The following is a 25,928-nucleotide window of genomic DNA, read 5'->3' as shown; positions in this document are numbered from 1 at the left end:
CTTCCGCCACGGGAAGTCAGGATCAGGGGTTAAATCCTGAAAGCCATGCGAAAGCGGCTGCTTTGAATCAGAAGAGCCGCCAGGAGGATGAAAGGCGGAGGGATATACATAGGAGGCTGTTCAAAATCTCCCTTCACCGTCAGGATAAAAAGAGCCCAGAAAGCCGGAAGGCTCAAAATTTCCCCCAGGGCAATCCAAAGGTGACGGCGCGTAAGAGAAAAGAGAAAGCAGATGGGGATGAGGAAAACGACATAATTAGTGGTGGCAGTGCGAGGAGCTATCAAATTAGTCACCACGAGGGTGAGGCCAAAGGCCTGATGGAAAACAAATTCGTTTTCAGTTTTGAGAACTAAGGCCCAGAAGTAACCCAGAAGGATAAGCAATGCCAGGGTTAGAATGACTTCAACTGGTTTTCCGAGGGCGGGAAAGTAATAAGAAGTTAAAATCCAGAGCGGTGAGCCAAAAATCGTATAAGCCGGGTAAGCTCTGACCTGGCTTAAAAATCCCTGGAACCAGTGGGGTTCCGCAATCCAGGAAAGTCCTAAGAGCAAGGCCATAACCCCGGTGAAACCTTTAATTACACTCCACCGCTTCTTATAGCCAGACCACAGGAGGAGAAAGGGGATAGCCAGGAAAACCATCTGGGGCTTAAAAGTAGTAAGGGCCAGCGAGGCACCAGCTAAGAAGTCCTTGCGCTTACTTAAAGCCCAAAGGGAAAGAGCCAGGAAAAAGAAAACCACCACAGCAAACTGACCCAGGATTATGGCTCTGGCGTGATAGTAAAAAAGAATGGTCCATAGGCCGGTCAGGGCCAGAAGAGTCAAGGGAGGACGCCACCGGAACAGATCAATACAAAGCCAAAATCCTGTCAGCAACAAAAATTCCAGAAGCACCATCCAGAAGGCTTGAACCCAAGAATAGGGGAACCATACTAACGGGAAAAGAAAGAAAACGGTATAAAATGGGTAAACGAACAGGCCCTGATCTTCATAGGGGTATGCTGGTCTGCCGTAGATTCCCCTCTGAATGGAGAGAGTGGCTTCCTGGGAATAGGGGCTGAGCCCTTCTTGCCAGAAAACCCTCGCTCCCTCCCAGCGGGAGAAAAAATCGTTAGCTCCGGGAAAACGAGAAGTAAAGATACGTTGGGTAAAAGTCACATTTAATGCTAAAATAAAGGCGAGCAGTAGAGTAAATAGCAATTTGGAGCGGGAGGGAAGCGTGCTTCTTTTGGGGCTTTCGCTGTTGTTGCTTGCTCTGGGTATTCTAGCCCTGGTAACTTTAAAAAAGAAAGCCATGGGGTTACCTCGCGGGAAACTTCATATAGCTGATTCGCAGAAATGGAGCCGGTGCGAGCGTGAACTTTTTTCTCCCCGCCATCGTCTTGTGGGCCGGCCAGATTACCTTTTCCAGGAAAAAGGCCAATTCATCCCCGTGGAAATCAAGTCCGGGCGCTCTCCCCATTCCCCCTATGCTTCTCATGTATTTCAGCTCGTAGCCTATTGTCTCCTTGTAGAGGAAAACACAGGTTTTGTCCCCCCTTACGGCATTATAGCTTATCGAGATGGGCATTTTTGTGTAAAGTATACGCCAGCTCTTAAGGCCGAGCTTCTTAAAATTGTGGAAGAGATGCGAAAGACTTTAACCCTGGGCCAGGAGCCAGAAGTGAAAGAAAGCTCAAAATGCCATAGATGCGGATATAGGTCCATATGCTTCAGATGAAATTACTCTGGCTAAGGTTTAGATTTCTTCAAAGCGGTCTTTTAACTTCGCCAGGACCTGGGGCAAAGTTGTGTATTCCATCTCTTCCATAGGAAGGCGATGGGGCTCGAAGGGCCCATGGCGGCGAAGGTAATCGGCTACGGCGTTGCAGAAACGTCGCGCTTCGTCAAAACTGGGATCGTCAAACAGGTCTTTTGGTCCGATTAAATGCCCTTGAGTTAACTGGAAGCCCAGAGCTACCACCCTTGGGGGACCATCAAAGCGAGTGGGAGTAGCATTGCGCAAGGCTACCGGCATAAGGGGACCGTGGTGGGAACCCCTCATCCATCCCTCAACCAGGTGGGGGAAAGCGAATGGCTCCAGCACCTCCCCAACCGCTGGAAATTCATGCTGGCATCTCACCACGCATACCGGGTCATCTTTCCCGACGTAGCGTCCGGCAATGAGGGAAAGACGTTCGGTAGAAGATACAGCCGCGATCTCGCCTGTGGCTTTGTGGTATACGGCTTTTATCGCATACCGGGATGGAGAACCAATTAACAAAAGAAGATCATAGAGCTCTTCAGGGCATTTGAGCAGAACTTTCGTTCCTGCTTTTACATCGTGGACTTCAAAAGCGAACCCATCATGCATTGATGGGGAAATTACCAGACCGATGGTGTTAAAGGGGTCGGCGAAAATTCGGTAAAGCGGAAGATTCCAGGCGCCTGCGGAGGTTTTATCAGCTATGAAGATAATAATGGGTTCCGAAGGACGTTCTTCAAATTCCATCTCGGCCAGGCCAGGCCCCATACCTCTTATATTTCCGCTAAAGGCCTCCTTTATGAGATCTTGCCCGGCCCCGTATAGCTTTAACTCTTTGGCCCTGGCTGCGGCCTTTTCGAAGGTTTCCCAGGCTAAACGGTGAATTGGTTCAGCATTAACGCCTTTGTTGTGGGTGATAATAAGCTGCAAGTCATCGCCAACCGCTGTAATATGGTAATCCATAACGAGACCTTCATTGCGAGCTTTTTTGAGGGACTCTTCCCCGATTTCCAGAAGGTCGGGGTGGATATAGCAATGTCCCACAAGGCCCCCAATATCGGCCTTTATCACGCTCAAGGTGACTTTCATATTTTCCCTCCTTTGGGAACTTTAGAACTCTGTAACTCCAGTGAATTCAAATTCAGCTATTTTTATTGCTGGAGCTCTCACCCCTCCCATATCGGTTGGGACGAGGCGAGCATATGAAGCAACGGCCTCGGCCGCTGCAAAAGCTTTCACATAATTTTGAGTGAAACGGAGATTTTTCACCGGATAGGCTACTTCTCCCTTTTCAACCCAAAATGTTCCATCTCGGGTCATCCCTGTTACCACGGTGCGTTTCGGATCTACGGGTACAGTGTAGTGGAAGCGAGTTATCAGGAGGCCTTTGTCCAGCGAACTTAGCATCTCTTCCAAGGATGATGAACCGGAAGCCATGAAGAGGTTGATAGGGAGAGGCCCCATAGTATTGGGAGCTGGAAGAGCATGCCCAGTGGAATCTCGCCCTTCAATTCCAGCAGTATAAGAGTCAAAAACCACGTTCTTAGCCACGCCTTTTTCTATGATGATCACCTTCTGCTTAGGGACTCCTTCAAAGTCAAAAGGCCTGGGCAATCCGGAAGGATCAAGGCCATCATCCCATATAGATATAAGGGGAGACATTATTTGCTTGCCAAAGTTATCACACATAAAACTACGCCCTTCCTGGACAGCCAGAGCTCCCATCCCCAGGTAAGCCAGGGTAGCGATCATATCAGCGACAGCGTATTCTTGCAGAATAACAGGGTAAATGCCTGGAGGAATTTCTCTGGGGTTACGACTTTTGAGGGCCTTCTGCATAGCTTCTTCTCCAAGGGCTTCCGGATCCAGGCTTTCCAATTGCCATCCTATTCCAGCCGCATAACCTGAACCTGTGTCGGACATGATCACAGTGCTGAAAGAAAGCTCGGTACCTGGTGAGTAGGCGAATATGCCCAGGGAATTAGCCACGGCTACTTCAAAAGTTTCAGAGCTATATGCCCCTGAAGCCACGAGGCCCAGCTCCCTTGCCCTACGGCAAATTTTTCCCACCGTTTCAGCTTTATCAGACGGTGAAAGGGAAGCGACTTTATCATCAAAAACTTTAACCTCTGGAACTGGAGCGGGGCGAGGTAGCGATTTAAAGTTTGGATTTTCTGGTTGAAGGCGAGCAATGGCCATAGCGTTATCTACCACCTGATTTATAGAAAGATCATCCAGACGATTGGTAACTGCTACTCCAACGCGTTTACCTATTATCACCCTTACTCTTAGCTGGACATCGCTTTCGTAAACATTCTGGTGGATATAGGAGTTTGCAAAACGAGTAAGCTGGCGGTTGTATCCGATGAGCAGGACTTCTGTTTGGTCGGCTTTAGAAAAAGAAAGGACCTTTTGACAAATTAATCGGGCTTTTTCTTCACCTATCATATTTTTCTCCTGGGGCTAAAATAAAAAATGGCGCATAGGGGATTCGAACCCCTGCTTCGGGCTTGAGAGGCCCGCGTCCTAACCTCTAGACGAATGCGCCATACCGCTTAAAAATATAGCATAGCTTTAGCTTATTGTCAAGCACACTTGAAAGGCTGCTTGAAAAGCCCCAGGATAAGAATGAAGTGTGGAGAAATCGGGAGCTACGGGGAGGATTTGCCGGAGCAGGGATTACGGCTTTCGCAAAAAACAGAGGTGGCTTATCCGATGAGGCACTGGATGCTGAGCGCAAAAAGCTCTGGCGTTCAGGGCCATCTCCGTGACTGGTTCATAATCTTGAGGGATTTCAAACGGCCTCAAAGCAATTTGACAGTGCACCCTTTCGGGTGTATAATTTAAGTAGCTTGAGGGGATGATGTGGGGTCGACAGGGAACCGGTGGTCCTGGGTGGCAAGCCGAGGTGCCCCAACCTCGTAAAACAGGGGTTCTTTAAAAAAAGAAGTGCCAACTACGCAACCGTTCCGATGGCTGCCTAATGGAGCAGCCACGTCCTCCCTGGCTTAGCCCCGAAGAGCTGGGGAAGGGCGTCAGAAAATTCGGGGTGCGATGGCCTGACGCCGATAGGGCCATTTAAGAAGAGATCGGCTGGCCCGAAACACCTTGGTCGGCTCAGGAGGTTTCGGGCGAGACGAAGTAGCCGACTAAGCTTGTAAACCATCCCGGGCCAAGTTCTCTGGACGCGGGTTCAACTCCCGCCATCTCCACCTTAGGGCCAGGCGGTGTCTTCAGGACATTGCCTGGCCTAATTTAAAATTAAAAGGCCTGAAAATAATTATGGAAGAGATAATCCCAGAGTTTCTACTCAGGGCAGTGGGGAAAGTCTTTCGTATAGAGAATTTCTCCCCCTTGCCTGATTTGCCGGGAGCTTTTCGCTTCAGAGGTTACTTTCTTTACGAACCAGAAAAAGCTTACGCGCTCTTGAGCGCTGAATTAAAACCCTTGGGCTATACTCCTCTTTTTCGGAAAGATAAACAAGGACTGCAGGTCGTAACTGTTCCCGGTGTCATCCATGAATCCCCTCCAGCTAAGTTTTTAAGTCTACTGCTTTTTGTTCTCACCCTCCTTTCGGTAATTTTCACCGGAATATTCATGGGAGAAAGGCCCAGTCTGCTTTCTGGCCTGTTATTTGCCGTCGCCCTTCTGGGTAGCCTCGTGGCTCATGAACTTGGCCATTACTTTGTTTCCCGACAGTTTGGTTCTTCTGTAAGCCCCCCATACTTTATCCCTATGCCTCTGAGCCCCTTCGGAACTATGGGGGCTATAATTAAGATGAAATCGCCACCTCTAAACCGCAGGGCCCTTTTGAGGATAGGGGCAGCAGGACCTCTTGCCGGCCTCGTGATTGGTATACCAATGCTGATCATAGGACTTCTGCTTTCCAGAGTAGAAAGCCTTCCAACCGATCGCCCTTATTATATGGAGGGCAATTCAATCCTCTATTTGTTGATCAAGCTCATGATTTTTGGCCAAATTTTGCCTTCTGGTGGGAAAGATGTCTTCCTTCACCCCATGGCTTTCGCCGGATGGGCAAGCCTTATGGTCACCGGCCTCAACCTTATTCCGGCAGGACAACTGGACGGAGGACACATAGCTTACGCTGTCCTGGGAGATAAAGCCAAGCTTCTAACCTGGTTCATCGTGGGCGCTTTAATAATAATGGGCTTCTGGTGGCAGGGATGGTTTATCTGGGCCTTGCTCATCGCCTTTCTGGGGAGAGAACACGCCAGGCCTATGGACGAGGTTACCCCTCTGAAGCCAGCAGATCGCCTTATAGCAGTAGCCATGTTCATAATTTTCGCCCTCCTTTTTACCCCTAAGCCCCTCGTATTGGTTTATTGAAGGAGGTGATAAAAGTTGGAAAGCTCAAAACAATTCAGGGTTGATGCCTGGATAGAAGGAATGTGTTTGCTTCTCCTCATCTTCTTCCTGGTGGCCACCCTTTACACGGCCTTTATGATTTACCTGACAGCAAAGGCTTGGGCTTCTTCTTACTTTTCAAATCCTTTCTTCTCCTCTTTCCTTGACAAAATGCCAGGAATTTCTTTCCATCTGCAACAGAGCCAGGAATACCAGGAAGCCCTCAATCTTCCTGACATAAAGCGAGGCGAAAGGATAAACATCCTCCTCTTGGGAGAAGACAGGCGCCCCAGTGAGAAGGGACCTGCTCGGACCGACACCATAATTCTTTTTAGTGTGGATCCTAACTCTAAAACAGTTTCCATGCTTTCTATCCCCAGGGATCTTTGGGTTCCAATTCCCGGCTACGGCGAAGGCCGGATAAATACTGCAAATTACCTTGGGGATAAACACGGTTACCCTGGAGGTGGCCCAGCCCTGGCCAAAAAGACCGTCCAGTACAATTTCGGTGTTCCTGTTCACTATTACGTGAAGATAAATTTTGAGGGATTCAAACGGATAATTGACTTAATCGGAGGGATTGAAATATACGTAGAAGAGGAAATAAATGACCCCACCTATCCTGCGTACGATGGTTACGGTTATGAACCCCTTTATATCCCGGCAGGATGGCATCACATGAATGGGGATTTAGCTTTGAAATACGCTCGCACCCGACATGGTGCATCAGACTTTGATAGGCTTCGCCGTCAGCAGCAGATAATAATGGCGGTGCGGGAAAGAGTTATGAGTCTGGATCTAATCCCCAAACTTTTGCCGAAACTTCCGGAATTAATCAAGAGTTTCTCCGATACAATTCAGACCGACATTCCTCCAGAAGTTATCCTGGAGCTTGCCCCCATAGCGCGAGAAATAGAGCCTCAAAACATAAAAAGAGCCATCATCGGTAGTTCCATGTGCATAAACACTGTAACTCCAAGCGGTGCCGATGTTCTGATTCCTGTGAGGGAGAAAATCCGCCCATTGATAGAAGAGCTTTTTGCCACCCCTACCCCACCGGCAAGCCGGCTTTTGACCCAAGATGCTATGGAAAAGCAGAGGCTGGCCGCAGAAGGAGCTAAAATAGTGGTCCAAAACGGCACGGAAGACAAAGAGCTGGCAGAAAAAGTAGCCAGATTTCTCATGGAAAAAGGTTTCCAAATAGTAGCTTACGGCCCCGCTGACCGAACCGACTATCAGCGCACCGTCATTGTAAACTACACCTACAAAAGTTATACCTTGGAACAACTGGCCCTCCTGTTCAACGTTAGACCTGAAGAGATACGCCATAGCCCTGTTAACCTCCACGGCATAGATATCAGAGTGATCGTAGGAAAAAACTTCAGTTTCCCAAGCGACCATTAGTTCGTGAAAAGGGTGAGCCCTATGGAAAAAGAGATGGTTGAAACCCTCATCAAGCAGGCGTTAGAGGCCAGGGAAAAAGCTCATGCTCCCTATTCAAAATATAAAGTTGGCGCTGCCCTCTTAGGCCGCTCGGGCACTATATACACCGGGTGCAACGTGGAGAACGCCTCCTACGGCCTCACTGTATGCGCTGAAAGGATCGCTTTCTTCAAAGCCATTTCCGAAGGGGAAAAGGATTTCTCAGGCATAGCTGTGGCCACTCCTAACGGAGCACCTCCCTGCGGAGCGTGCCTCCAGGTCATGGCCGAATTTGTCGAAGACTTTTCCTCTTTCCAAGTAATCTTGGTCTCGGCCGAAGGGGAAAGTAAAATCCTTACCCTAAGAGAGCTTTACCCTTTCGGCTTTACCTCTCGTTTTCTATGGAGGTAAACCTTGCCCTTTATAGCTCAGTGGTCCAAAAAAGATATCATCGAAACCTTTTCCTCCTTTGTTTCCTCTGGAAAAGCTCGCACCTGGACAGGGTTCGGGATGGATTTTGTGGCGGGGAGGAGGGAAGGAGTCTATTTGTGGGACGTAGACGGCCATAAAAGATTGCTGGATTGCCACTGCAATGGAGGAGTGTTCAATTTAGGCCATCGGCATCCTGCTATATTGCAGACCTTGAGGGAAGCCTTAGAAGAGCTTGATATAGGCAACCATCATCTCATATCCGAGCATCGAGCGAGGCTTGCCAGACGCCTTGCAGAGCTTGCCCCGGGTTCTCTTCCCTACACTACCTTTGCTGTAGGAGGCGGGGAAGCCATTGATTTTGCAATAAAGCTTGCCCGAGCTCACACCCGGCGTCCTAAAATTATCTCAGCCAAGGGAGGATATCACGGACACACTGGTTTAGCCCTCGCTGCCGGAGACCCAGAGTATCGTGAGCCATTTGGCCCCCTGGCTCCAGGTTTCGTTCAAGTCCCTTTCGCTGACATTCAGGCTTTAGCGCGTGAAATAGACGATGAAACGGCTGCTGTGCTTCTGGAGACAATTCCTGCCACCCTGGGCATGCCCATAGCTCCGCAGGATTACTTCGGAGAAGTCAGGGAATTGTGCAATAAATATGGGGCCCTCCTCATTCTGGATGAGGTGCAGAGCGGTTTGGGGCGCACGGGTAAGTTTTGGGCTATAGAGCACTGGGGAGTTGAACCTGATATTTTAGTGGCAGGGAAGGGCTTGAGTGGCGGCCTTTATCCGATAGCATCCACCTCTTACCGTGAAGAGCTCAACGCTTTCCTGGATAAAAACCCTTTCATCCACATTTCCACTTTTGGCGGAGCTGAACTCGGGTGTGTGGTAGCACTAAAAGTTCTGGAAGAAACGGCCAAAGCAGAATTTTTGAATCACGTTAACAAAATGGCCTCTTTCTTTGCTGAAAAGTTTGAGGATTTGCATCGCAAATACCCCAACACCCTGGTGGAAATTCGCCAGAAAGGCCTCATGATAGGCCTCGTCTTCCCTGACCGCAACTGTGGCCCCCTCATGACCAAGTTGCTATATGAGAACGGCGTGTTGGCCCTTTTTGCCAACAACGACCGGCGGGTCTTGCAGTTTCTTCCCCCGCTTATTATCACTGAAAAAGAAGCCACAGAGGCTCTGGAGGCGCTTGAAAAGTCTATAAAGGCGTTGGAGAAAATCAGGAGATTTATCCCTCCGCACATTGATGTCATGAATGTGAAACTTGAAGGGCCCATGCGGAGGTTTCTGGATGCCCTTTTCTGAAGAAGACTGGAAAAAGCTGAAAGATCTTGGCCTTAAATCAGGCCTTTATCTTAGTGAGGCCCGAAAAGCTCTGGATTTTTTTATCGCTCTAAAACCCGATGACTTGGCTGAATGGTTTCAATCCGTTACTTCCCCCCTTGCTGCCAGTTATCTTCTCAGTTTATGGAGCAGATTTTTGGGTTATGTAAGGGAAATGGAAAGCCTATGGCCAGAGTTGGAAAAGGGTTCGCCTCAAGCCTGCAAGCTTTATAAAAGCTATTGGCGAGCTGCATGCCAGGCGCTAAACAAAATGATAAGAGAAGCGGAACTCCGGATGAGGCCAAAGCTACGGGTTACCCTCCTTGGATTCGGAGAAATAACCAGGGTGTTGGATTTAGAAGGAAGCCCGCTTGATTTATGGTGCGATTCAGAAACTGGAAAACCCGTAAGGATGGTTTTCAAAAAGATGCTCCCCTTCCCATCTCGCGAGGCGGCGGAGTATCATGCTTATTGGTATTTAGAATACAACCGGCTTCTTCGGGATAAAGTGGGTGTAGAAGTTCCTCCCTTTGATGTCCGGATTGCTGGCAAAGGGCCAGGTCCGGTGACGGTTTACATGCTTCAAGGGAGGATAGATCCCGAGCGAGTATGCGTGGGCAGATTTTTAGAGAGACTCACCTCTACCTCAGCTGCAATCCTTTACCGGATGATTTTGAAAGAATACGGCAAAGTTTACAATTTTAACAAACGCCACGCTCGCGAGGGGATCCAGATAGGGATAGATGGCCAAATCCCCAATTGGGCAATCAGAGAGTTTAAAGGTAGCGCTGAGACTCTGACTGGGAACGAAGGCCTTATCTACCTTGATACCACTGTCCCCATGATCCGCATAGAAGGGCGAGACGTAATTAGCCCTGAAATTTACCTTCAAACTCTTCCATCCTTTGCCCGGAGGCTTATAAAGGCTTTGAACCTTGACAAGGAAGTGCTGAACCGTTACTACAATTTTCGGACGATAATGCTGGATTTTGTCTCAAACTTCATAGTTCGCCACAGGCCTGACCTGGTACCTCTTTTGATTGAGTTGAGCAATGAGGCTCTTTTTTCCATTTTTTGGCAAGAAAACTGGCCCCCCATTACTTGGGAAGAAGTGCAAAGATACTACAAAAAAGACGTCTTCATATGGAGGTTTTGGCGCTCTCTCAGGCTCCTCGGGGGCAAAAGGGTAAAGTATATTGCTCTTTTTACCGAACTTTACCGCATCTGGACCAAACCAATTTTCTGAAAATTAAAAGTGGGCGGTACTGGACTCGAACCAGTGACCTCAGCGATGTCAACGCTGCGCTCTAACCAGCTGAGCTAACCGCCCACTTCTGTTTATATTATATCACAAAATGCCTTCTGAAGCAAGCATCCGAACCTCAGCCCGCATTTTTGGAGCATCTGGACAAACCCACCCTGAAAGCCATCCGGTGGTTGGTAAATCTCCATCATTTGCTGCCCGTTTTGGGCGGCAAGCAGGGATTGAAGGGTGAGCGGGGCGGGCCCTATCTACCCTGGTTCTCCGGGCTCTGGATACCTTCTGGAATGTGGGTAAAGCCAAGGTTAAGTTGGTAGAGGCGATTTTGGAAAAAGGTAGGACACCCCGGATATTTGCTGTTGCCCATGAAAGGCGTAAATGCCACAACCTCTGCTTGGCACATTCCCGCTAAATTTCAAAAGAAATGGGCAGGGCAAACGTTAGCTCGGAAATGGGCTTTGGAACGGAGATAATTGCCCGCACACCCTCATTGAGAGAACTACCGGCGATGGGCAACCGGGACTCATTTCCTGGCTTGCACTTATCGCTTGGATGGTATTGAAGGCACGAAATTTGATATCAAGGGACCTGAGTACAGAATACCGCGCAGGTGGTTCTTGGCTCCTTTGACCCATTACGGAGGCCTCAGACTTTTGCACCAAGTTGAGGCCAGGGGTATAATGGATTGGAAATATCTTTGAGGAGGAAAAAATTGTTGCGCAAATACATTTCCCGCCTCGTAGAAGGAGAAAGCCTTTCTCCAGAAGAAGCCCAGGAGGCTATGAGCCTGATCCTGGACGAAAAGGTTTCCCCTTGGCAGGCTGGAGGTTTCCTGGTGGCTTTGCAGATAAAGGGGCTAACAACGCAGGAGTTGCAGGGATGTGCTATGGCGATGAAAGAAAGAGCCCTATTCATAAAGCCCGCCCGTGAAGACCTGGTGGACATCTCAGGGACGGGGGGAGATCCGTGGGGAACTTTCAATATTTCCACCACTGCTGCCTTTGTAGTAGCAGGGGCAGGCCTGGCCGTGGCCAAACACGGGGCAAGGGCTGTCTCCAGTAAATGTGGAAGCGCAGAGCTCCTGAATGCCTTGGGGGTAAACCTCAACTTAAGCCCTGAAAAAATCGTCCGTTGCATTGATGAAGTAGGGATAGGCTTCATATATGCCCCTTCCTTCCACCCGGCCCTTTACCACGTCCTCCAGGCCCGCAAAGAAATAGGAGTGCGCACTGTCCTGGATCTCCTCGGACCCCTGGTAAATCCGGCAGGAGCCAAGAGGCAGGTCCTGGGCCTCTACGATGGTCGCCTCACAGAGCTGGTGGCTCAGACCCTGAAAGCCCTGGGAAGCCAGTCGGCCTTCGTGGTTTATGGGGCCGATGGGTTGGATGAGCTCTCCACCACTGGAGTTAACAAAGTGAGCCGCCTCGAAAGAGGAACTGTCACCACTTTCCCTCTGGATCCGACGGAGTTTGGCTTGCCCAGAGCCCGACTTTCCGACTTTCAAGGCGGGGAACCTGAGGAAAATGCTGCTATAACCAGATCCATCCTCGAAGGGGAAAAGGGCCCCCGCAGGGATATAGTGCTCCTTAACGCCGCTGCTGCCATCCTCATAGGAGGCAAAGCCTCCGACATGGAAGAGGCTTTAGAGATGGCCCGGGAATCTATAGACTCCGGCCGGGCTATGGAAAAACTCAACCAGCTGGTTCAATTTACCAACAGGTGAGGTGGTGGGAGTATATGGTGCAGTTCAACATTTCGGTTCAGGGTAATGTGCCTGAGGAAGAAATAAAACAGATTGTGGAGACTATCACCCAGCTCTATCGCCGGTCTCCCTTTGGGACACCGGAGACCTTGGAAATTGTCGTGGTGGATACGGTAAGCCGACGCGAAAAGATAATGAGAGAAGAAGAGAAAAAGCTTGGGGTTAGAGTTTCCGAAGACTATCCCGTCACCCACGAGGCCTGGTTTGGCACACCTCGCATTGTGGCCTGCGTTGAAAGTTTAACCAAGCTTGCCCCCATAATAGCCAAAGCTTCCATCCTGGTGGCAGCCGCTCATTCCATCCTCCACGGCTCTCAGGAATATTACCGTTATCGCCTTTCTCCTGAAGCTGTTCGTCGTGGCCGGGAAAAAGGATGGGATACAGAGCACCTTGAAAGGTTTCTTTACCTTATAGCTTCAGGGATTAAAAATTTAGCCGTTGCCAGGCTCCTTGTCCGCTGCGGCTTTATCCCGGAGCACACGAACCTTGCCCTGGATCAACTTAGTCTGGAGGAAAGCGAAAAATCAATCTGGAAATTCATAGAAAACAATGCTATCGGCCGAGCTTTATATCTGGCGACTATGCTGAAAAACATCCTCTTTGCCTACCCTTCAATACCCTATGCCCCTTACATTGCTACCAGAATCCAGGAGATTACCGCTCACCTGTCTGCCTCAGCGGCATGGCAGCTCCGTTCCCTATGTATGGAGCTGGCTCAAACTTTCCCCGGCGATAGCAAAAGCTTCTTCCTTCCAGCCTTTGAAAGGGCCTGGAGCAAATTAGTGGAAGGAGAACCTCTTTGAAAAAGATTTTCCCCATCATCTTTGCCCTGTTTCTTCTTTCAGGATGCTTTCCTCCCAATCCCGTCTTTACCCCAAGCCCCACTCCAGTTCCTTTGCCTTCTCCGACTCCGCAGTTCACTCCAACTCCTACCCCCGTCCCTGTACCTGACCCGATACCATCAGAACTCCCGGTCAGGGATTTGGGGGATATAGCCGCAAGGCTCGGTAAAATACCTCCGGGACCAATCCCTACCCCAACTCCCGCGCTCCATCACCCCGGTGAGAAAGCTGTTTTCTGGCTCCTTGACCATCCTTCAAATCGCTACTTTACCACTACCGCCACTTTATCCATCCTAACCCCAAACTTCTGTGTCTGGGTGGAAGAAGGAGCTAAAGTAGACCGGAAAGCCCTTAGAGCTTCTGTAGAACAATTGGAGAAAGAGGTTTACCCCCACATCATGGAGACTTTCGGTCCACCATCCTCTCCTGTTCCCTGGAGCAATTCCTGCATCCACATCTTCAACGGCACTGTGCCCGGAGTTGGGGGCTATTTCTCCGGAAGCGATAACTACCCCCGCCAGGTATACGCTCATTCCAATGAGAAGAATGCCTTCTACCTTAACCTTCAAGTCCTGAGGCCTGGGACCAGACATTATCTTTCGGTTTTAGTTCATGAACTTCAGCATATGCTCCAGTGGTACATAGATCGCAATGAGGACACATGGGTCAACGAAGGATTTTCTCAGATGGCGGAGTTCCTGAGCGGCCTTTCAGAGGATGGTGCTGCCAGAGCTTTCCTGGAGCAGCCCGATACCCAGCTCACCTCCTGGCCCGGTGACCTTGAGCAAGCTTACCCTAACTATGGAGCAAGCTTCCTCTTCATGCTCTATTTCTGGGAACGCTTTGGCGAAGAAGCATTTCAGCGGCTGGTAAAATCGCCATCAAACGGCCCTCAAGCTTTCAATGAAGTTCTGGCTCCCCATGGCTACGGCTTTGAAGACCTCTTTGCCGATTGGGCTGTAGCCAATTACCTGGATGATCCGGACTCCGGTTACGGTTATCATAAACTTGACCTTCCCAAACCCCGAATCTCCGCGATAATTTCCACCCTTCCCATCACCTTGACGGAGACCGTCCATCAGTACGCCACCGACTATTTTAAAATCCAGACCGAAAACCCTGTCCTCCTGCGTTTTACCGGAAATACAACCGTTACTTTAGGCCCCCCTGCCCCTTACAGCGGAAAATTCATGTGGTGGTCGGGGCGAGGCGATGAGAGCAATTCAACCCTCACCCGCCATTTCAACCTCAAAAACACCGATAAGGCCACGTTGCGCTTCCAGACATGGTATGATCTGGAAAAGGGTTACGATTACGCCTACCTGGAGGTTTCTTCCGATGGAGGCAAAACCTGGAAAATTCTACGGGGGCTTCACTCTACCTCAGAAAACCCGGTAGGACATAATCTGGGCTATGGTTATACCGGAAAATCAGGGGGGTGGATTGAGGAGGTAGTGGACCTCACCCCATGGGCCGGGAAGGAAATCCTTCTGCGGTTTGAATGCATAACGGATGATGCTGTTAATCGCCCGGGCTTTTTCATTGATAATGTAACCATACCAGAGATTGGCTACCATGAAGATTTTGAAAGGGGCTACGGGGGATGGGTGCCTAATGGTTTCGTCTACACTGATGGGGTAGTCAAACAGGGGTGGATAGTTCAAGCAATTGAAGGGGGAAAACCGCCATCAGTTAAACGCTGGAAACTTGCCGATGATATCCCCTTTGAAGTAGTCCTGAACTTCGGAGCAGTAGTGGTGGTTAGCGCCTTTGCTCCTGCTACTTCTGAGCCTGCTCGTTATACCCTAAGCTTCACGCACGTTTCCCCTGGCCAGTGAAGCAAAGATTCCCCCGAAACATAGGAGAGCAAAAAAGTAAAAAAGGACTTTCATTGCTTTCATGAATGCTGGGAGAGTCTGGAAGTTAACAGGCGCATTCCCTAAAAATAGGTTCAGGACCATTGTAGCGATGCCCATGCTGAGCATCTGACCTGTAAGGCGCATAGTGGCAAGGGTGGCTGAGGCTACGCCATAAAACCTTTTATCCACCGAACTCATTACGGCATTGGTATTAGGGGAAGAGAAGAAAGCAAACCCAACTCCCAGAAAAGCCAGCACTGCCAGCAAGAACTCAATGGGGGAATTCTGCCCCAGTGAGGATAGCAGAAGAAGCCCTACGACTATTACTGCCATCCCGCTTGAAGCCAAAATCCTGGGCTCAACCCAGTCTGAGGCTCTGCCAGCCAGGGGGGACAGAAAGGCCATCACAATGGGCTGAGCTACAAGGAAGGTCCCAGCTTTTCCTGGCAAAAAGCCCCGGACGTACTGAAGGTATAAGCTCAAGATAAAGCTCACAGCATGAGTAGCGCTGTAATTTATGAGGGCTGCTAAATTGGAAAAGGTAAAAGCAGGGTTACCCCGGAATAACCTCATGCTCAAAAGAGGGCTCTGCTCTCGATTTTCCCACCAAACAAAGAAAAAGAGGGTGACAATTCCAAGCCCAGTGAGAAGCCAACCCACTTCATGGGGCAAACGAGAGAATCCATAAATGAAGCTTGAAAGGGCAATAGCGTAGACAAAGAACCCGGTGAGGTCAAACTTTCCTTTCGGATCTCCTCTCCATTCACCCTTAAGTTTACTCAAAGTAACTCCTGCAGCCAGTAAGCTTATGAAGGCATTAAGGAAGAAAACGCTTCTCCAGCCAAGGTATTGAGTCATTAGGCCCCCCAGGAAAGGGCCTGAAGATAAGCCTAGGTAAGTGGAGGATACATTGATTCCCAGGGCTCTGCCCCTTTCATCTGGTGGAAAAACAGAGGTAAGGATAGCAACTCCAGTTCCGAAGATAGCTGCTGCTCCCATCCCCTGCAAGATGCGTAGGACCATGAAAACCCTCAGAGAAGTGGTGAGTCCACACAGAATAGAAGCGATGGAATATACTGTAAGACCTGCCAGGAAAATCCTTTTCCTGCCGTAGATGTCGGCCAGCTTGCCGAAAGGAACCAGGAAGACCGCCGAAGCTAAGAGGTAAAGGGTAGCCAGCCAGCCCAAAATAACTGCCCCAGCCGAAAACTCCTTCCCGATGGAGGGGAGAGCGATGTTGAAAGAAGAGCCCATGAAGGGGGCCACAAAGGCTCCGAGGGCTGCTACCCAGAGAGTTACTTTTCTTTCATCCATATGCCATCCTCTGACCCACGAACTCTTTCCATAGAAAGGTGGTAATGCATTTCCACGGCTATTTTAAACTTTTCTTTAACGATAGGGAAATCAGCCCAGGTAATAAGGTAATCCCCTTCCATCCAAGCCTCAGAAGAAGTGGGTCCATCGTGTACCAGGAAAGGTCCAAAAGTTCCATAAGGTAAAGGTGATTGAACTTATGAAGGTTTCTGGTTAGCTCAAGGACCATTAGGCTGAGGCGAGCTTTATCGAAGACAAAGGGGTTCAATCCTGGCCATCCCAGTGGTAGAACCCCCCCACGAAAGGGCAGTTATGAGAGCCATCAGTTCAATTTTAGACAAAGGGCTTTTTTCCCATTTGCGCTTAATTTTTATTGAAATCTACGCTAAGTATATCAGAGTGGAAGTTTCTGTGCAAAGTGTATGAAAGTTGGTGGAAAGGTCTGGCCCCCTTTTCAGCTTTGGAGCATAGAACTAAAGTACTATTGCCCTTATCGGGTTTTGGTGCTACGCTAAAATTGAGTAACTTAAGGAGGTGAGTGGCCATGTTGTTCCGGCGTGAGAGGGGGCAGGGTCTGGTGGAGTATGCCCTCATCCTGGTCCTGGTGGCTATTGTCGTTATTGCTGTTCTGGCCCTCTTGGGCCCGGCCATCGGGAACGTCTTCAGTGCTATCATAAGCGCAATTTAACAAGGAAAGGAGGTGAGTGGCCATGTTGTTCCGGCGTGAGAGGGGGCAGGGTCTGGTGGAGTATGCCCTCATCCTGGTCCTGGTGGCTATTGTCGTTATCGCCGTCCTGGCTCTCCTGGGCCCGGCTATCGGGAACGTCTTCAGCCGGATTATAAGCGCCATCTAAACTGAAGCAATCCACCAGATTCCCCAAAAGACACCAGGCCCCGCCTGAGAGAAGGTGGGGCCTGGATTTTTAAATTGCGTTTTCATCGAAATTGCAATATAATTTCTCCTGAAGGAAAGCAGAAATATGTTCCGAAGGAGTAAGGAGGGAGGCCAAAGTCTCTTAGAGTTTACAGCAGGGGCAGCTTTTCTTTTACTATCATTGCTGGTCCTTTTCGAATTCGCGATCATTTTCTTTGCCTACCTCAATGTGTTAAGTGCTGCTCGAGCTGGTTGTCTTTACGCCTCTGGCCGTCCAGACTGGCTCCGGCGTGTCCAGCAGCCAGGTTATAACCCAGCTCTTGATCCTGATTACCAGCAGTATTACACAAGGATATATTACGAAGCGCAGGGGGCTGGCCTTGATACCAGAAACCTCAGAATTCACCTTCCGGAAATGGATCAGGGAGTAGGAGCAGGGAAACCAGTAAAAGTCAAAGTGGACTATGAACTTTCAACTTTCTTCAGCACAGTAGAATTGCCCTGGTTTGGCCGGTTTGGTCTCCCCAACCGTTACCGAATAACAGCGCAGGTGACGATGCCCATAAGGGGTGAGTGATGAAGAGGGGGCAATCCCTTGTGGAATTTGCGCTGGTTATAGTTATATTCGTAGCATTACTTGTTGGGCTTGTGATCTTCAGCCTGGTTTTCTACACTTATGTAACCCTCGGTCACATGGCCAGAGCGGGGGTAAGCTATATGATGGATAATGCCCTTACCCTGGCTGAATGGAACCAGCAAAACCCCAATCAGCCCGATAAACCCTTGAAAGATTACATAAAATCTCTGGCCGGCTTCCTTAACACCACCGAACCCTATCCAATGAAGATAGAGATAAGCCCTCCTCCCAACATGAGGATGCCAGGGGGCTACTTTGAGGTGAAGGTTTCTTACCACTTCAACCTTCTGTCCCTGAGTTTGCCCAACCCCTTGAGTGGTAGGGAGATTCAGGTAATAAGGCCTATATGGATAAGCGCAGCAGCTGGTTCATTTTATGAATAGGGAGGTGACAAATATGCAAAAGGACAAAGGTCAGTCAATTTTAATTATCGCTGGGGCGATAGTAGGCATTATGGCTCTTTTCGCCTTAGTAACAGACCTGGGATACTACTATGCCCAGCAGCGGATTGTCAGAAACGCAGTAGAAGCAGGGGCCATAGCTGGGGCTCATAAATTAACCCAGCAAAACGTCACTAATCAGAACGTCCTTTTAGCTGTACGCGACTACGTTGAGCGCAATGGCCTTTCCTGGCAGAATGACCGGATAGAGGCCTATTATCTGGATCAGGATGGCAATATATTGGGTTTAATCCCCGCTAATAATAACCCACCCCCCTCTCAGGCTAACGGTGTTCTGGTCAAGGCCACCAGAAACTCTGGGACCTTTTTCGCCCGCATTATCGGTTTTGAAAGCATGCCAGCACCAGCTAGCGCTAAAGCCACCATTATCTGTGGCTCTTGTTCAGCTTCTAACCTCTTCCCCATCGCCGTTCACGATTCAGTCTTTGACAGCACCGGAGGCGTTCCGGTATTCGGTTATGACTACATAATATGGGATACGGGTAATCCGCAAGCTCCTGGAAACTTTGGATGGATAAGATGGAGAGACCAGAACCCCGATGAGCAGACCCTGGTCCAGAACATGGCTGATACCACAAGAAGTGGCCGCTGGAGCGTGGGAGAGTGGGTCTATGGAACCACTGGTGTCACCTGGGGTAGTGGGGTAAGAGAAGAGTTACAAAAACGTATAGACGGAACACGTCCTTCTTCTGTTACTTTAATCGTCTACGAACAGAGCCAGGGACAGGGCGCTAATACCCAATACAAGGTTGTAGGGTTTGCCAGGTTCAAGATTAAGGCTTACTGCAGAGGCAGGAGCGGTTATCCATCTTCGTATAACTGCAACCAATTTGGTTCAAACGATAAGGTCATAGTGGGCACTTTTGAGGAATGGGCAGAGCCCTCTGACCTGGCCGGGTGCACTTCGTACGGGGTTTGCGCAGTAAAATCTGGTGAGGGATCTCCTCCGCCACAGGCCAACAAGAATATAGTGGGGACTGTAGCTATTCAAGCTCTGAGACTCAACGAATTCACTCAGGTGGTGACCACAACCCAGCATATCCCTGTGGATGTGGTATTGGTTATCGATACTTCCGGCAGTATGAACGATTACTGGGGCAGCGGAGCTAACAGGCAAAGAAAGATTGATACAGCCAAAAACGTCCTCCTGACTTTCCTCAACTACCTCAGGCCAGATAAAGGCGATAGGGTAGCCCTGGTTAAATTCCCGCTGGATGGCACCACATCACGATACCAGCTCCTTTGCGGTGGAGGCACAAGCACATATTATGCCATAGGACATGTGGAGGCTGACCTCACTTCCAACATCAATTTTGTCAGGCAAAAAATCCAGAACCTTTCGGCAAGAGGAGGGACCCCTATAGCTGGTGGGCTTAAGAAAGCCAACGATATCCTCATTAACTCACCAAACCGCGGGACTAACGTTCCAGTTATAATCCTGGCTTCCGATGGGATTGCCAACATCCGCATTAACGGGCAGTGGACCGGTTTTGCAGGTGAGAGCTGGCAGACCAGCCCACCATGCAACCAGCCCGCTATTGATGATGCCATAAATCAGGCTAACGAGAGCAAGAAGCCAGCAGACAGGGGAGGAATAGGAGCTATAGTCTTCTCCATCGCCATAGGAGATAACTTCCAGTATGACCTCCTCAGGCCTATAGCTTCCCCCGACACTGACCCTTCCAAACCGCACTTCTTCGTGGCCCCTGGCCCTGCAGAGTTGGAGCAAATTTACCGCCGTGTAGCAGAACGGGTCCAAAACATCGGAAGCGAGAATTGTTACATAGAAGAATATCCTCTTCCAGGTGCTGGAGCTACTGTTGTCCTTTACAAGAATGGCCAGGTTTACAGGACCACCACCGCTTCATCTACGGGAGCTTTCCAGTTCACAGGCGTTGAACCCGGGACCTACCAGATAGCGGCCTGGCTCGAGAGGGACGGCCTCCGCTACGATATCTTGACTGATACTCTCGGTGGTAACCCGCTTCAGCAGCTTCCCACTATTGAGATATCCAGTTCCCCTGCCTACGAAGTTAAAAACATCAACCTCTACCTTAAGAACTCAACCCCGTTAGTGTGCCCGTAAAATTTCTACCCCCTCTACCCCCTTGCCGGTGGAGGTAGAGGGGGTAGATTGTCCCGGAGGAGTAAATGGTCAGGAGTAAATGGCTTCTTGTCCTCTTCATGGAGGCCATGTTTTTATTGTTCGTTCTACTGTTTTTACTCCCTATTTCCTCCTTTTCATTCGCTCTCAAGGTTAAGGAAGACTCCACAGAGGACTTTGCCGACGGCTCTTTCCGTTTCACAGCCCTTACCCCTGAGGGAGGAGTAAGGTTGCTTCCCCTGTGGCAGGGGGGGCGATGGGTAACCGATACTCAGAGTTTACCCATAGCGTTAAGCAGCCTGAGTGCAGTAGCCTGGCAGGGCAAAATCTTCGTGGTGGGCGGTGATGATAGCAATGGCTGCCGTCGCCGCGAGGTTTACAGCACCACCATCAACCCCGATGGTTCTCTCCAGCCATGGGTTACTCTTCCTCAAGACTCATGGCTCCCTAAACAGAATAAAGGAAGGTATGAGTGTGGAGGAGTGGGGCACGATGGTCTGAGCAGTGGTGCCCTTGTCCTTCACCCTCACTCCGAATTAACGGCCACTTTGTATTACATAGGCGGGATCAGGGACGATAATTCTATCTCCAGCAAGGTTTACACGGCCACTGTGAATGGAGCCACGGGGGAGATAAGCAGATGGGTAGAAACCACACCTTTGGAGGAAGAATATGGACGTTATTACCATTCAGCTATTGCGGTAGAAGGGTTTATCTTTGTGATAGGAGGTAACTTAGGAACAGGTGCAGGCAACGCCAAACCAACCGATGAAGTTTGTAAAGCTCGTATAAATCCCGACGGTTCACTGAGTGAATGGTTTTGTGAGCCCAGCGAAAAACTGCCGTGGCCTCTCAGGAACTTTGCCGCTGTTTACTACACTGGTGAACTGAGCAGGACCATCTATGTCATCGGTGGAGAAAATCTTGATGGTTCAAGGAGTGAAGTGCTCTTTGCGGATGTGATTACTTCATCAACGCCGCCAACTCCCACCCTCACTGGGTGGTATACTTCCGCCGGAGGTGGATTGCCTCAGCCCCTTTCCAGCCATGGTGTCGCTGAGGCAAGGGGTGAAATTTTCCTCACCGGTGGAGAGGTTGGGCTTGGACAACAGGTGTCTAATACTGTTCAGTTGGCTCTGGTGGATGAAAATAGCCCCGATACACGCCTTTACGACTGGGGCTCCGGCATTGGAGCATGGGTTGGGGGACCTATTTTACCTCAGGAGCGTTCCCTCCACGCTACCGCAATTTGGCGGAGCTATATTTATGTCATAGGCGGAGACGGGCCTGAGACCCCACCTCAGAGGAAAAACACCATCTACAGGGGAAACATAGACGAAGCAGGGGCCGGTGAACCTTATTATGCTCCCAGGGGATTTTACTTTTCCAGCATAATTTCATTTGAGCCAGGAAAGCCCGTTACGGTCACCCAGATAAGGTACAGCGCTTCTGTCCCTCAGGATACCGGGCTGAGGTTCAGGGAGCGCCATCAAACTGAAAGCGGATGGAGCGGTTGGTCAAGCTGGAGCAGTTTTATTACCGGGACTAACTCGATAAATCTGAACCTTTCGGGGGTGCTTAAACTCCAGTATCAATTGGAGCTCACGAGAGGCCAGGCTATTACCGTTACACCGTCTCTGGATTGGATTGAGTTCTACTACGAAGTGCCAGATCCCCAGCTCGGCATAACTAAAACTTCCTATCTCGGTATAGCTTCTCCAGGCGACATCCTTGACTACATCCTGATCTTTTCCAACACGGGAGGAGTCGATCTGCCCCAAACGGTTATAACCGAAGAGCTTCCCCCGGACACAAGCTTTGTGGGTTGGGGATGGAGCCCAGCCGGTGGCAACTATTACACAAGAACTGTCAGAGCTGAAAGCTACGGTAAGTTGGGTATTGCCCGCTTCCGCATCCGAATCAGGGAAGGCATCACTTCGGAATACATCACAAATACTGCCTGGATCGCCCATCCACCTGTCACCGATGCCTTAGGTAGAGTTTACACATTCGCTCCCGTATCTGCCACATACACTCTTCAGATTACTGGGATTCGCGCTCTCCACAAGAGCGCCTATCCGGAGCCAGGGAGTATCGTCTATTGGGGACAGCCTGTTACCTACACCATTGCTTTCTCCAACCTCTACCGCACTACATTCTCCACCTTAAACATAACTGATCCGGTAAACCTCTCTTATCTTTTCAACGTTGTTCCTTTTGGTGGGGGAGTCCTGAAGGACGGGGTCATTTCCTGGACCCTAAGCAATGTGACTCCCGGTGAAACTAAATGGTTGAGCTTCACGGCGCGTATAACCCCAGGCCTCCCAGCTGGCACCCTCATAACCGACGTTGCCTATTCCCAGGCCTTTGTGTCTGATGAAGTAGAACCGGTTCTCTCCCAGCTCAGCAACGAGGTTTCCTATAGAGTGAAAGGCACGACTCTTTCCCTCTCTAAGTCCTCAACGCCACCTCCTGGCTCTCGAGTCCGCTGGTATGACCTCATAACCTATTCCATCGCTGTAACCAACACTGGCTACTATACCTTTACCATCGCCTTAACCGATACTCTGGATACAAGCGCGCTGGATTTCCTCACTGCCCCAGGTGGTGTTCACTCCGGCGGTACAGTCACCTGGACGGTAGGGCCTTTAGGGCCGGGTTCCTCAGGAGTTGTAACCCTTACGGCTAGGGTCAAATGCGGGCTTCAGGAAGGCTATGAAATAGCTAACGTAGCTCGCGCCACAGCTGCGCAGTCCGATGTTTTTTCCTCTAATTCCATAACTCATCCTGTAGCCGGTCCACCTGTTTTGATTATAACTAAAGAGGCCTCACCCCCTTCCGGCTCTTCAATCCCTCCCAACAGCACCATCACTTATACCATCCGCTACACTAACACAGGCCAATCGCCAGCCGGGAACGTAGTGATAACAGACCCCATTGATTTAAGGCTTGAGTATATTGGAGGAGGGACAAAGGATGGAGATGTGATAAGCTGGAGTGTAGGAACCCTCAAGCCTGGGGTTTCGGGCTCCGTTACCTTCACCGCTCGGGTAAAGGGAGATGCTTCAGGCACTATAACCAACTACGCTTACATTAGGGCTGAGTGTTTGGAGACTCTTCGGAGCAACCCGGTAACTCATACTGTAACAGCCCCAACCCCCTATCTTGTCCTCAGCAAAGCTTCCCTGCCCGGAGCCGGCAACACCGTTCAGGCCGGCGATTTGATCACTTATTCCATCCGCATCACAAACACAGGCGCAGCACAAGCTCTCAGCGTGGTAGTCACAGACCCGCTGGATGTTAAGCTGGAATTTGTGGGAGGAAGCCCACCCCCGAGCCTTTCAGGTGGGGTCCTTCGCTGGGAATTGGGTAATTTGGGCGTGGGAGCTTCCGTTGGGCTAACCTTTACTGCTAAGGTTATAACTTGCACTACAGGGACGATTTCCAACGTTGCCTATGCCACCGGGCAAGGTCTCGGGCTGGCCTCCTCTGGGTTGATAACCCACGCTATAGCAGGATGCCCGGCCCTTTCGGTTAGTAAGGGTTCAGTGCCTCCATCCGGCTCCTTCGTATTTCCAGGCGACCTCATAACTTACACCCTCTATTTCACCAATTCGGGGGGGATTGCCAGGAACACGGTGGTGACGGATCTGCTTCCTGCCAAGGTTATCCTAGTGAACTCCGGAGGGGCCAGCGTTAGCGATAGGGTCCTTTCCTGGACTGGGTTAGTTGTCGGACAGGGGGCTTCAGGCCAGAGGAGTTTTGTCGTTCAGGTTGATCCCTCCATTACCCGCTGTCAGGTTCACACCATCACCAATGAATTCTACGGGATAGAAGCTCGGGAAAGCTATGGAACCTTCCCGGGCTTACGGGGAATGAAAGTTGAGCACCCTGTCGAGTTCGTGCCCGACCTTGCAGTTTCCGTGAGCGATGGTAAAAGTTTGGTTTCCAGGGGTGAATCTCTCACTTATACCATCGCTTACACTAACGTTTGCGGAATTCAAGTGGGTAGTGCCGTTTTGGGAATAACTTTGAGCAATGGTCTTATTGCGGGTTCCAACCCTGGCTGGTCTGGCTCCGGGAACTACTTCACCCGCACTGTTGGCCCGATACCGGGAGGAAGGGGCTCTGCCTTTAGCTTTTCAGCATCGGTTGCTTCCTCGCCTCCGGAAAGCGTCGGGGTTACGGTTACCATTTACACTTCTCAGCCTGAGTGGGATCCGTGGAACAATGTAGCCAGCGATTGGAACGTAACCGGCGGGGTGGATTTGGTGGTGGAAAAGCTGGAGGTTTCACCGAGTGCTGTGCCCCTCACTGGAACTATGAGGGTTACTGTAACAGTGCTCAATCAAGGCGATCGATCCATCAATCAGAGTGGCTATGTAGGCCTTGCCCTCTATCTCAAAGCCTATCCTTCATCTCCGCCAGCTCGTTCAGGAGATTGGGATGGACTTCTGCAGGCCTGTCCGGATAAATATCAAGGATACTGCTTTGAGTGGCTCTCCAAATTAGACCTTGGGCCCGGAACATCCAAGACAGTCTACTTTGACGTGAGACCTGGGTTTGCTGTTGATAGGCCCGGGGCGTATGACCTCTATGCCTATGTGGACGTGGGTGATAAAAGTTGGGATTGCCACGATAGCAATGGGTGCGTATCGGAAAGCTGTGAAGTCAATAACTGGGCGGGCCGGCGTAACTTGCAAATAACGGGTGAGGCAATGCGCAAAATTTTCCTCCCACTGGTCTTGCGGAACTGGGGCGGACGCTAAAGGCTTTCCAGAGCCTTCTTAACCCTATCGGGGTAGTCAGATCCGATGCAGTCCACTCCCCACAAGGCTAAAAGGCGCGCTGTTTCTGGGTCATTTACCACCCACGCACTCACCGCAAGGCCGGCTTCATGAGCTTTCTCTATTAATGCTTTATCCACATAGGCGAAGTGGGGGTGAAGGGCATCGGCGAGGGCATCTCTGGCTGCTCTGACGGGGTCTATGAGTGCTCCCACGTAAAGGATACCTCCAGGTATTTCCGGGGCGATTTCTTTAGCCTTTCTGACGAAGCGATGGTCAAAGGAAATCAATTCTACCTCGCGTTCCATTTTACACTCTTTTATTATCTCAACCGTCTTTTCCACTATATCTTCCCGTTCCCCGAAGCCCCGCTTTATTTCCACTACGAGCGGTATTCTCCCTCTGGCCCATTCCAATACTTCCTCTAAAAGAGGGATTTTAGCTCCGGCAAATTCGGGCCCGAACCATTTTCCGGCGTCCAGGTTCCGGATTTCATCCCAGGTAGATTCTCCGATCAGCTTTCGCAGCCCTGTGGTGCGGTCAAGGGAATCATCGTGGCAGACTATTATTCGGCCATCTTTGGTTATGTGAACATCCAGCTCGATAATATCTACTCCCAGTTCCAGAGCTTTCTGGAAGGAAGGGAAAGTGTTTTCCGGGGCGTATCCCTTAGCTCCGCGGTGGCCAAGGATGAGGGTCTTTCCCTGTGGTCTTAGGGGGAAAGCCATAAGCATCC

The 25,928-nt window shown here is 50.2% G+C and carries 21 protein-coding genes, 2 tRNA genes and 1 other RNA gene; 16 read left to right on the top strand and 8 right to left on the bottom strand.

Going from position 1 to position 25,928, the window contains the following annotated elements; translation table 11 throughout:
* Positions 1-29: 29 nt before the first annotated feature.
* On the bottom strand, positions 30-1,199 hold the full coding sequence (locus NZ653_03010) for a DUF2029 domain-containing protein (protein ID MCS7286100.1): 1,170 nt from the start codon (positions 1,197-1,199) through the stop codon (positions 30-32).
* 19 nt (positions 1,200-1,218) lie between these two features.
* Here NZ653_03010 and cas4 point away from each other — a divergent pair, with 19 nt between their 5' ends.
* Positions 1,219-1,719, top strand: coding sequence for a CRISPR-associated protein Cas4 (gene cas4, locus NZ653_03005; protein MCS7286099.1), 501 nt, complete (start codon positions 1,219-1,221; stop codon positions 1,717-1,719).
* Between the two features lie 18 nt (positions 1,720-1,737).
* Here cas4 and NZ653_03000 read toward each other — a convergent pair whose 3' ends face one another.
* From NZ653_03000 to NZ653_02990, 3 genes are all read right to left on the bottom strand, one after another.
* Positions 1,738-2,832: a fructose-1,6-bisphosphatase gene (locus tag NZ653_03000; GenBank protein ID MCS7286098.1), complete on the bottom strand. Its 1,095-nt coding sequence runs from the start codon at positions 2,830-2,832 to the stop codon at positions 1,738-1,740.
* 21 nt (positions 2,833-2,853) lie between these two features.
* Complete coding sequence (locus NZ653_02995) at positions 2,854-4,191, bottom strand: TldD/PmbA family protein (protein MCS7286097.1); 1,338 nt, start codon at positions 4,189-4,191, stop codon at positions 2,854-2,856.
* A gap of 28 nt (positions 4,192-4,219) precedes the next feature.
* Positions 4,220-4,291: transfer RNA gene (locus tag NZ653_02990), tRNA-Glu, on the bottom strand.
* Between the two features lie 308 nt (positions 4,292-4,599).
* On the opposite strand from NZ653_02990, the gene ssrA reads away from it, so the two are divergent.
* The 6 genes from ssrA to NZ653_02960 all read left to right on the top strand — a co-directional run bounded on the left by ssrA (position 4,600) and on the right by NZ653_02960 (position 10,537).
* Positions 4,600-4,958: a transfer-messenger RNA gene (gene ssrA / locus NZ653_02985) on the top strand.
* Between the two features lie 67 nt (positions 4,959-5,025).
* Entirely contained in the window at positions 5,026-6,090 is a 1,065-nt protein-coding gene (locus NZ653_02980) for a site-2 protease family protein (protein ID MCS7286096.1), read from the top strand.
* A 15-nt stretch (positions 6,091-6,105) separates the two neighbouring features.
* Positions 6,106-7,512, top strand: coding sequence for an LCP family protein (locus NZ653_02975; protein MCS7286095.1), 1,407 nt, complete (start codon positions 6,106-6,108; stop codon positions 7,510-7,512).
* A 21-nt stretch (positions 7,513-7,533) separates the two neighbouring features.
* Entirely contained in the window at positions 7,534-7,941 is a 408-nt protein-coding gene (gene cdd, locus NZ653_02970) for a cytidine deaminase (protein ID MCS7286094.1), read from the top strand.
* Between the two features lie 3 nt (positions 7,942-7,944).
* The gene (locus NZ653_02965; GenBank protein MCS7286093.1) at positions 7,945-9,273 is read left to right on the top strand and encodes an aspartate aminotransferase family protein; all 1,329 of its coding nucleotides are present in this window, start codon (positions 7,945-7,947) and stop codon (positions 9,271-9,273) included.
* Positions 9,260-10,537, top strand: a complete 1,278-nt coding sequence (locus NZ653_02960; protein ID MCS7286092.1) for a DUF6206 family protein — start codon at positions 9,260-9,262, stop codon at positions 10,535-10,537. The genes NZ653_02965 and NZ653_02960 overlap by 14 nt, the downstream gene beginning before the upstream one ends.
* Before the next feature lie 10 nt (positions 10,538-10,547).
* Here NZ653_02960 and NZ653_02955 read toward each other — a convergent pair.
* Positions 10,548-10,621: transfer RNA gene (locus NZ653_02955), tRNA-Val, on the bottom strand.
* Between the two features lie 643 nt (positions 10,622-11,264).
* Here NZ653_02955 and trpD point away from each other — a divergent pair.
* From trpD to NZ653_02940, 3 genes are read left to right on the top strand one after another with little or no spacing between them, the layout of a single operon-like run.
* On the top strand, positions 11,265-12,275 hold the full coding sequence (trpD, locus tag NZ653_02950; GenBank protein ID MCS7286091.1) for an anthranilate phosphoribosyltransferase: 1,011 nt from the start codon (positions 11,265-11,267) through the stop codon (positions 12,273-12,275).
* 14 nt (positions 12,276-12,289) lie between these two features.
* Positions 12,290-13,117: a hypothetical protein gene (locus NZ653_02945; protein MCS7286090.1), complete on the top strand. Its 828-nt coding sequence runs from the start codon at positions 12,290-12,292 to the stop codon at positions 13,115-13,117.
* A complete protein-coding gene (locus NZ653_02940) occupies positions 13,114-14,994 on the top strand; it encodes an immune inhibitor A (GenBank protein ID MCS7286089.1) in 1,881 nt (626 codons plus the stop codon). Before NZ653_02945 ends, NZ653_02940 begins: the two co-directional genes overlap by 4 nt.
* Here NZ653_02940 and NZ653_02935 read toward each other — a convergent pair.
* Both NZ653_02935 and NZ653_02930 read right to left on the bottom strand, forming a co-directional pair.
* Complete coding sequence (locus NZ653_02935; protein ID MCS7286088.1) at positions 14,962-16,329, bottom strand: MFS transporter; 1,368 nt, start codon at positions 16,327-16,329, stop codon at positions 14,962-14,964. The two genes, NZ653_02940 and NZ653_02935, sit on opposite strands and share 33 nt — an antisense overlap.
* Positions 16,311-16,451: a hypothetical protein gene (locus tag NZ653_02930; protein MCS7286087.1), complete on the bottom strand. Its 141-nt coding sequence runs from the start codon at positions 16,449-16,451 to the stop codon at positions 16,311-16,313. The genes NZ653_02935 and NZ653_02930 overlap by 19 nt, the downstream gene beginning before the upstream one ends.
* 422 nt (positions 16,452-16,873) lie before the next feature.
* Here NZ653_02930 and NZ653_02925 point away from each other — a divergent pair, with 422 nt between their 5' ends.
* The 6 genes from NZ653_02925 to NZ653_02900 all read left to right on the top strand — a co-directional run bounded on the left by NZ653_02925 (position 16,874) and on the right by NZ653_02900 (position 25,174).
* A complete protein-coding gene (locus NZ653_02925) occupies positions 16,874-17,017 on the top strand; it encodes a Flp family type IVb pilin (GenBank protein MCS7286086.1) in 144 nt (47 codons plus the stop codon).
* Positions 17,018-17,039: 22 nt separating this feature from the next.
* Positions 17,040-17,183 (top strand): Flp family type IVb pilin, encoded by a 144-nt coding sequence (locus NZ653_02920; GenBank protein ID MCS7286085.1) that lies wholly within the window; start codon positions 17,040-17,042, stop codon positions 17,181-17,183.
* A 201-nt stretch (positions 17,184-17,384) separates the two neighbouring features.
* Complete coding sequence (locus NZ653_02915; protein MCS7286084.1) at positions 17,385-17,780, top strand: hypothetical protein; 396 nt, start codon at positions 17,385-17,387, stop codon at positions 17,778-17,780.
* A complete protein-coding gene (locus NZ653_02910) occupies positions 17,780-18,223 on the top strand; it encodes a pilus assembly protein (GenBank protein MCS7286083.1) in 444 nt (147 codons plus the stop codon). The genes NZ653_02915 and NZ653_02910 overlap by 1 nt, the downstream gene beginning before the upstream one ends.
* 13 nt (positions 18,224-18,236) lie before the next feature.
* Positions 18,237-20,387, top strand: coding sequence for a VWA domain-containing protein (locus tag NZ653_02905; GenBank protein ID MCS7286082.1), 2,151 nt, complete (start codon positions 18,237-18,239; stop codon positions 20,385-20,387).
* Between the two features lie 65 nt (positions 20,388-20,452).
* Complete coding sequence (locus NZ653_02900) at positions 20,453-25,174, top strand: hypothetical protein (GenBank protein ID MCS7286081.1); 4,722 nt, start codon at positions 20,453-20,455, stop codon at positions 25,172-25,174.
* Here NZ653_02900 and NZ653_02895 read toward each other — a convergent pair.
* Positions 25,171-25,920 carry a glycerophosphodiester phosphodiesterase gene (locus NZ653_02895; protein MCS7286080.1) on the bottom strand — a complete coding sequence of 250 codons (750 nt, stop codon included), beginning with the start codon at positions 25,918-25,920 and terminating at the stop codon, positions 25,171-25,173. The genes NZ653_02900 and NZ653_02895 overlap by 4 nt on opposite strands.
* Positions 25,921-25,928 lie beyond the last annotated feature (8 nt).

It is taken from the genome of Anaerolineae bacterium (assembly GCA_025062375.1).
GTDB lineage: Bacteria > Chloroflexota > Anaerolineae > SpSt-600 > SpSt-600 > SpSt-600.
Note: the sequence above shows the minus strand (reverse complement) of the source record. Positions and strands in the feature narration are given on the sequence as shown.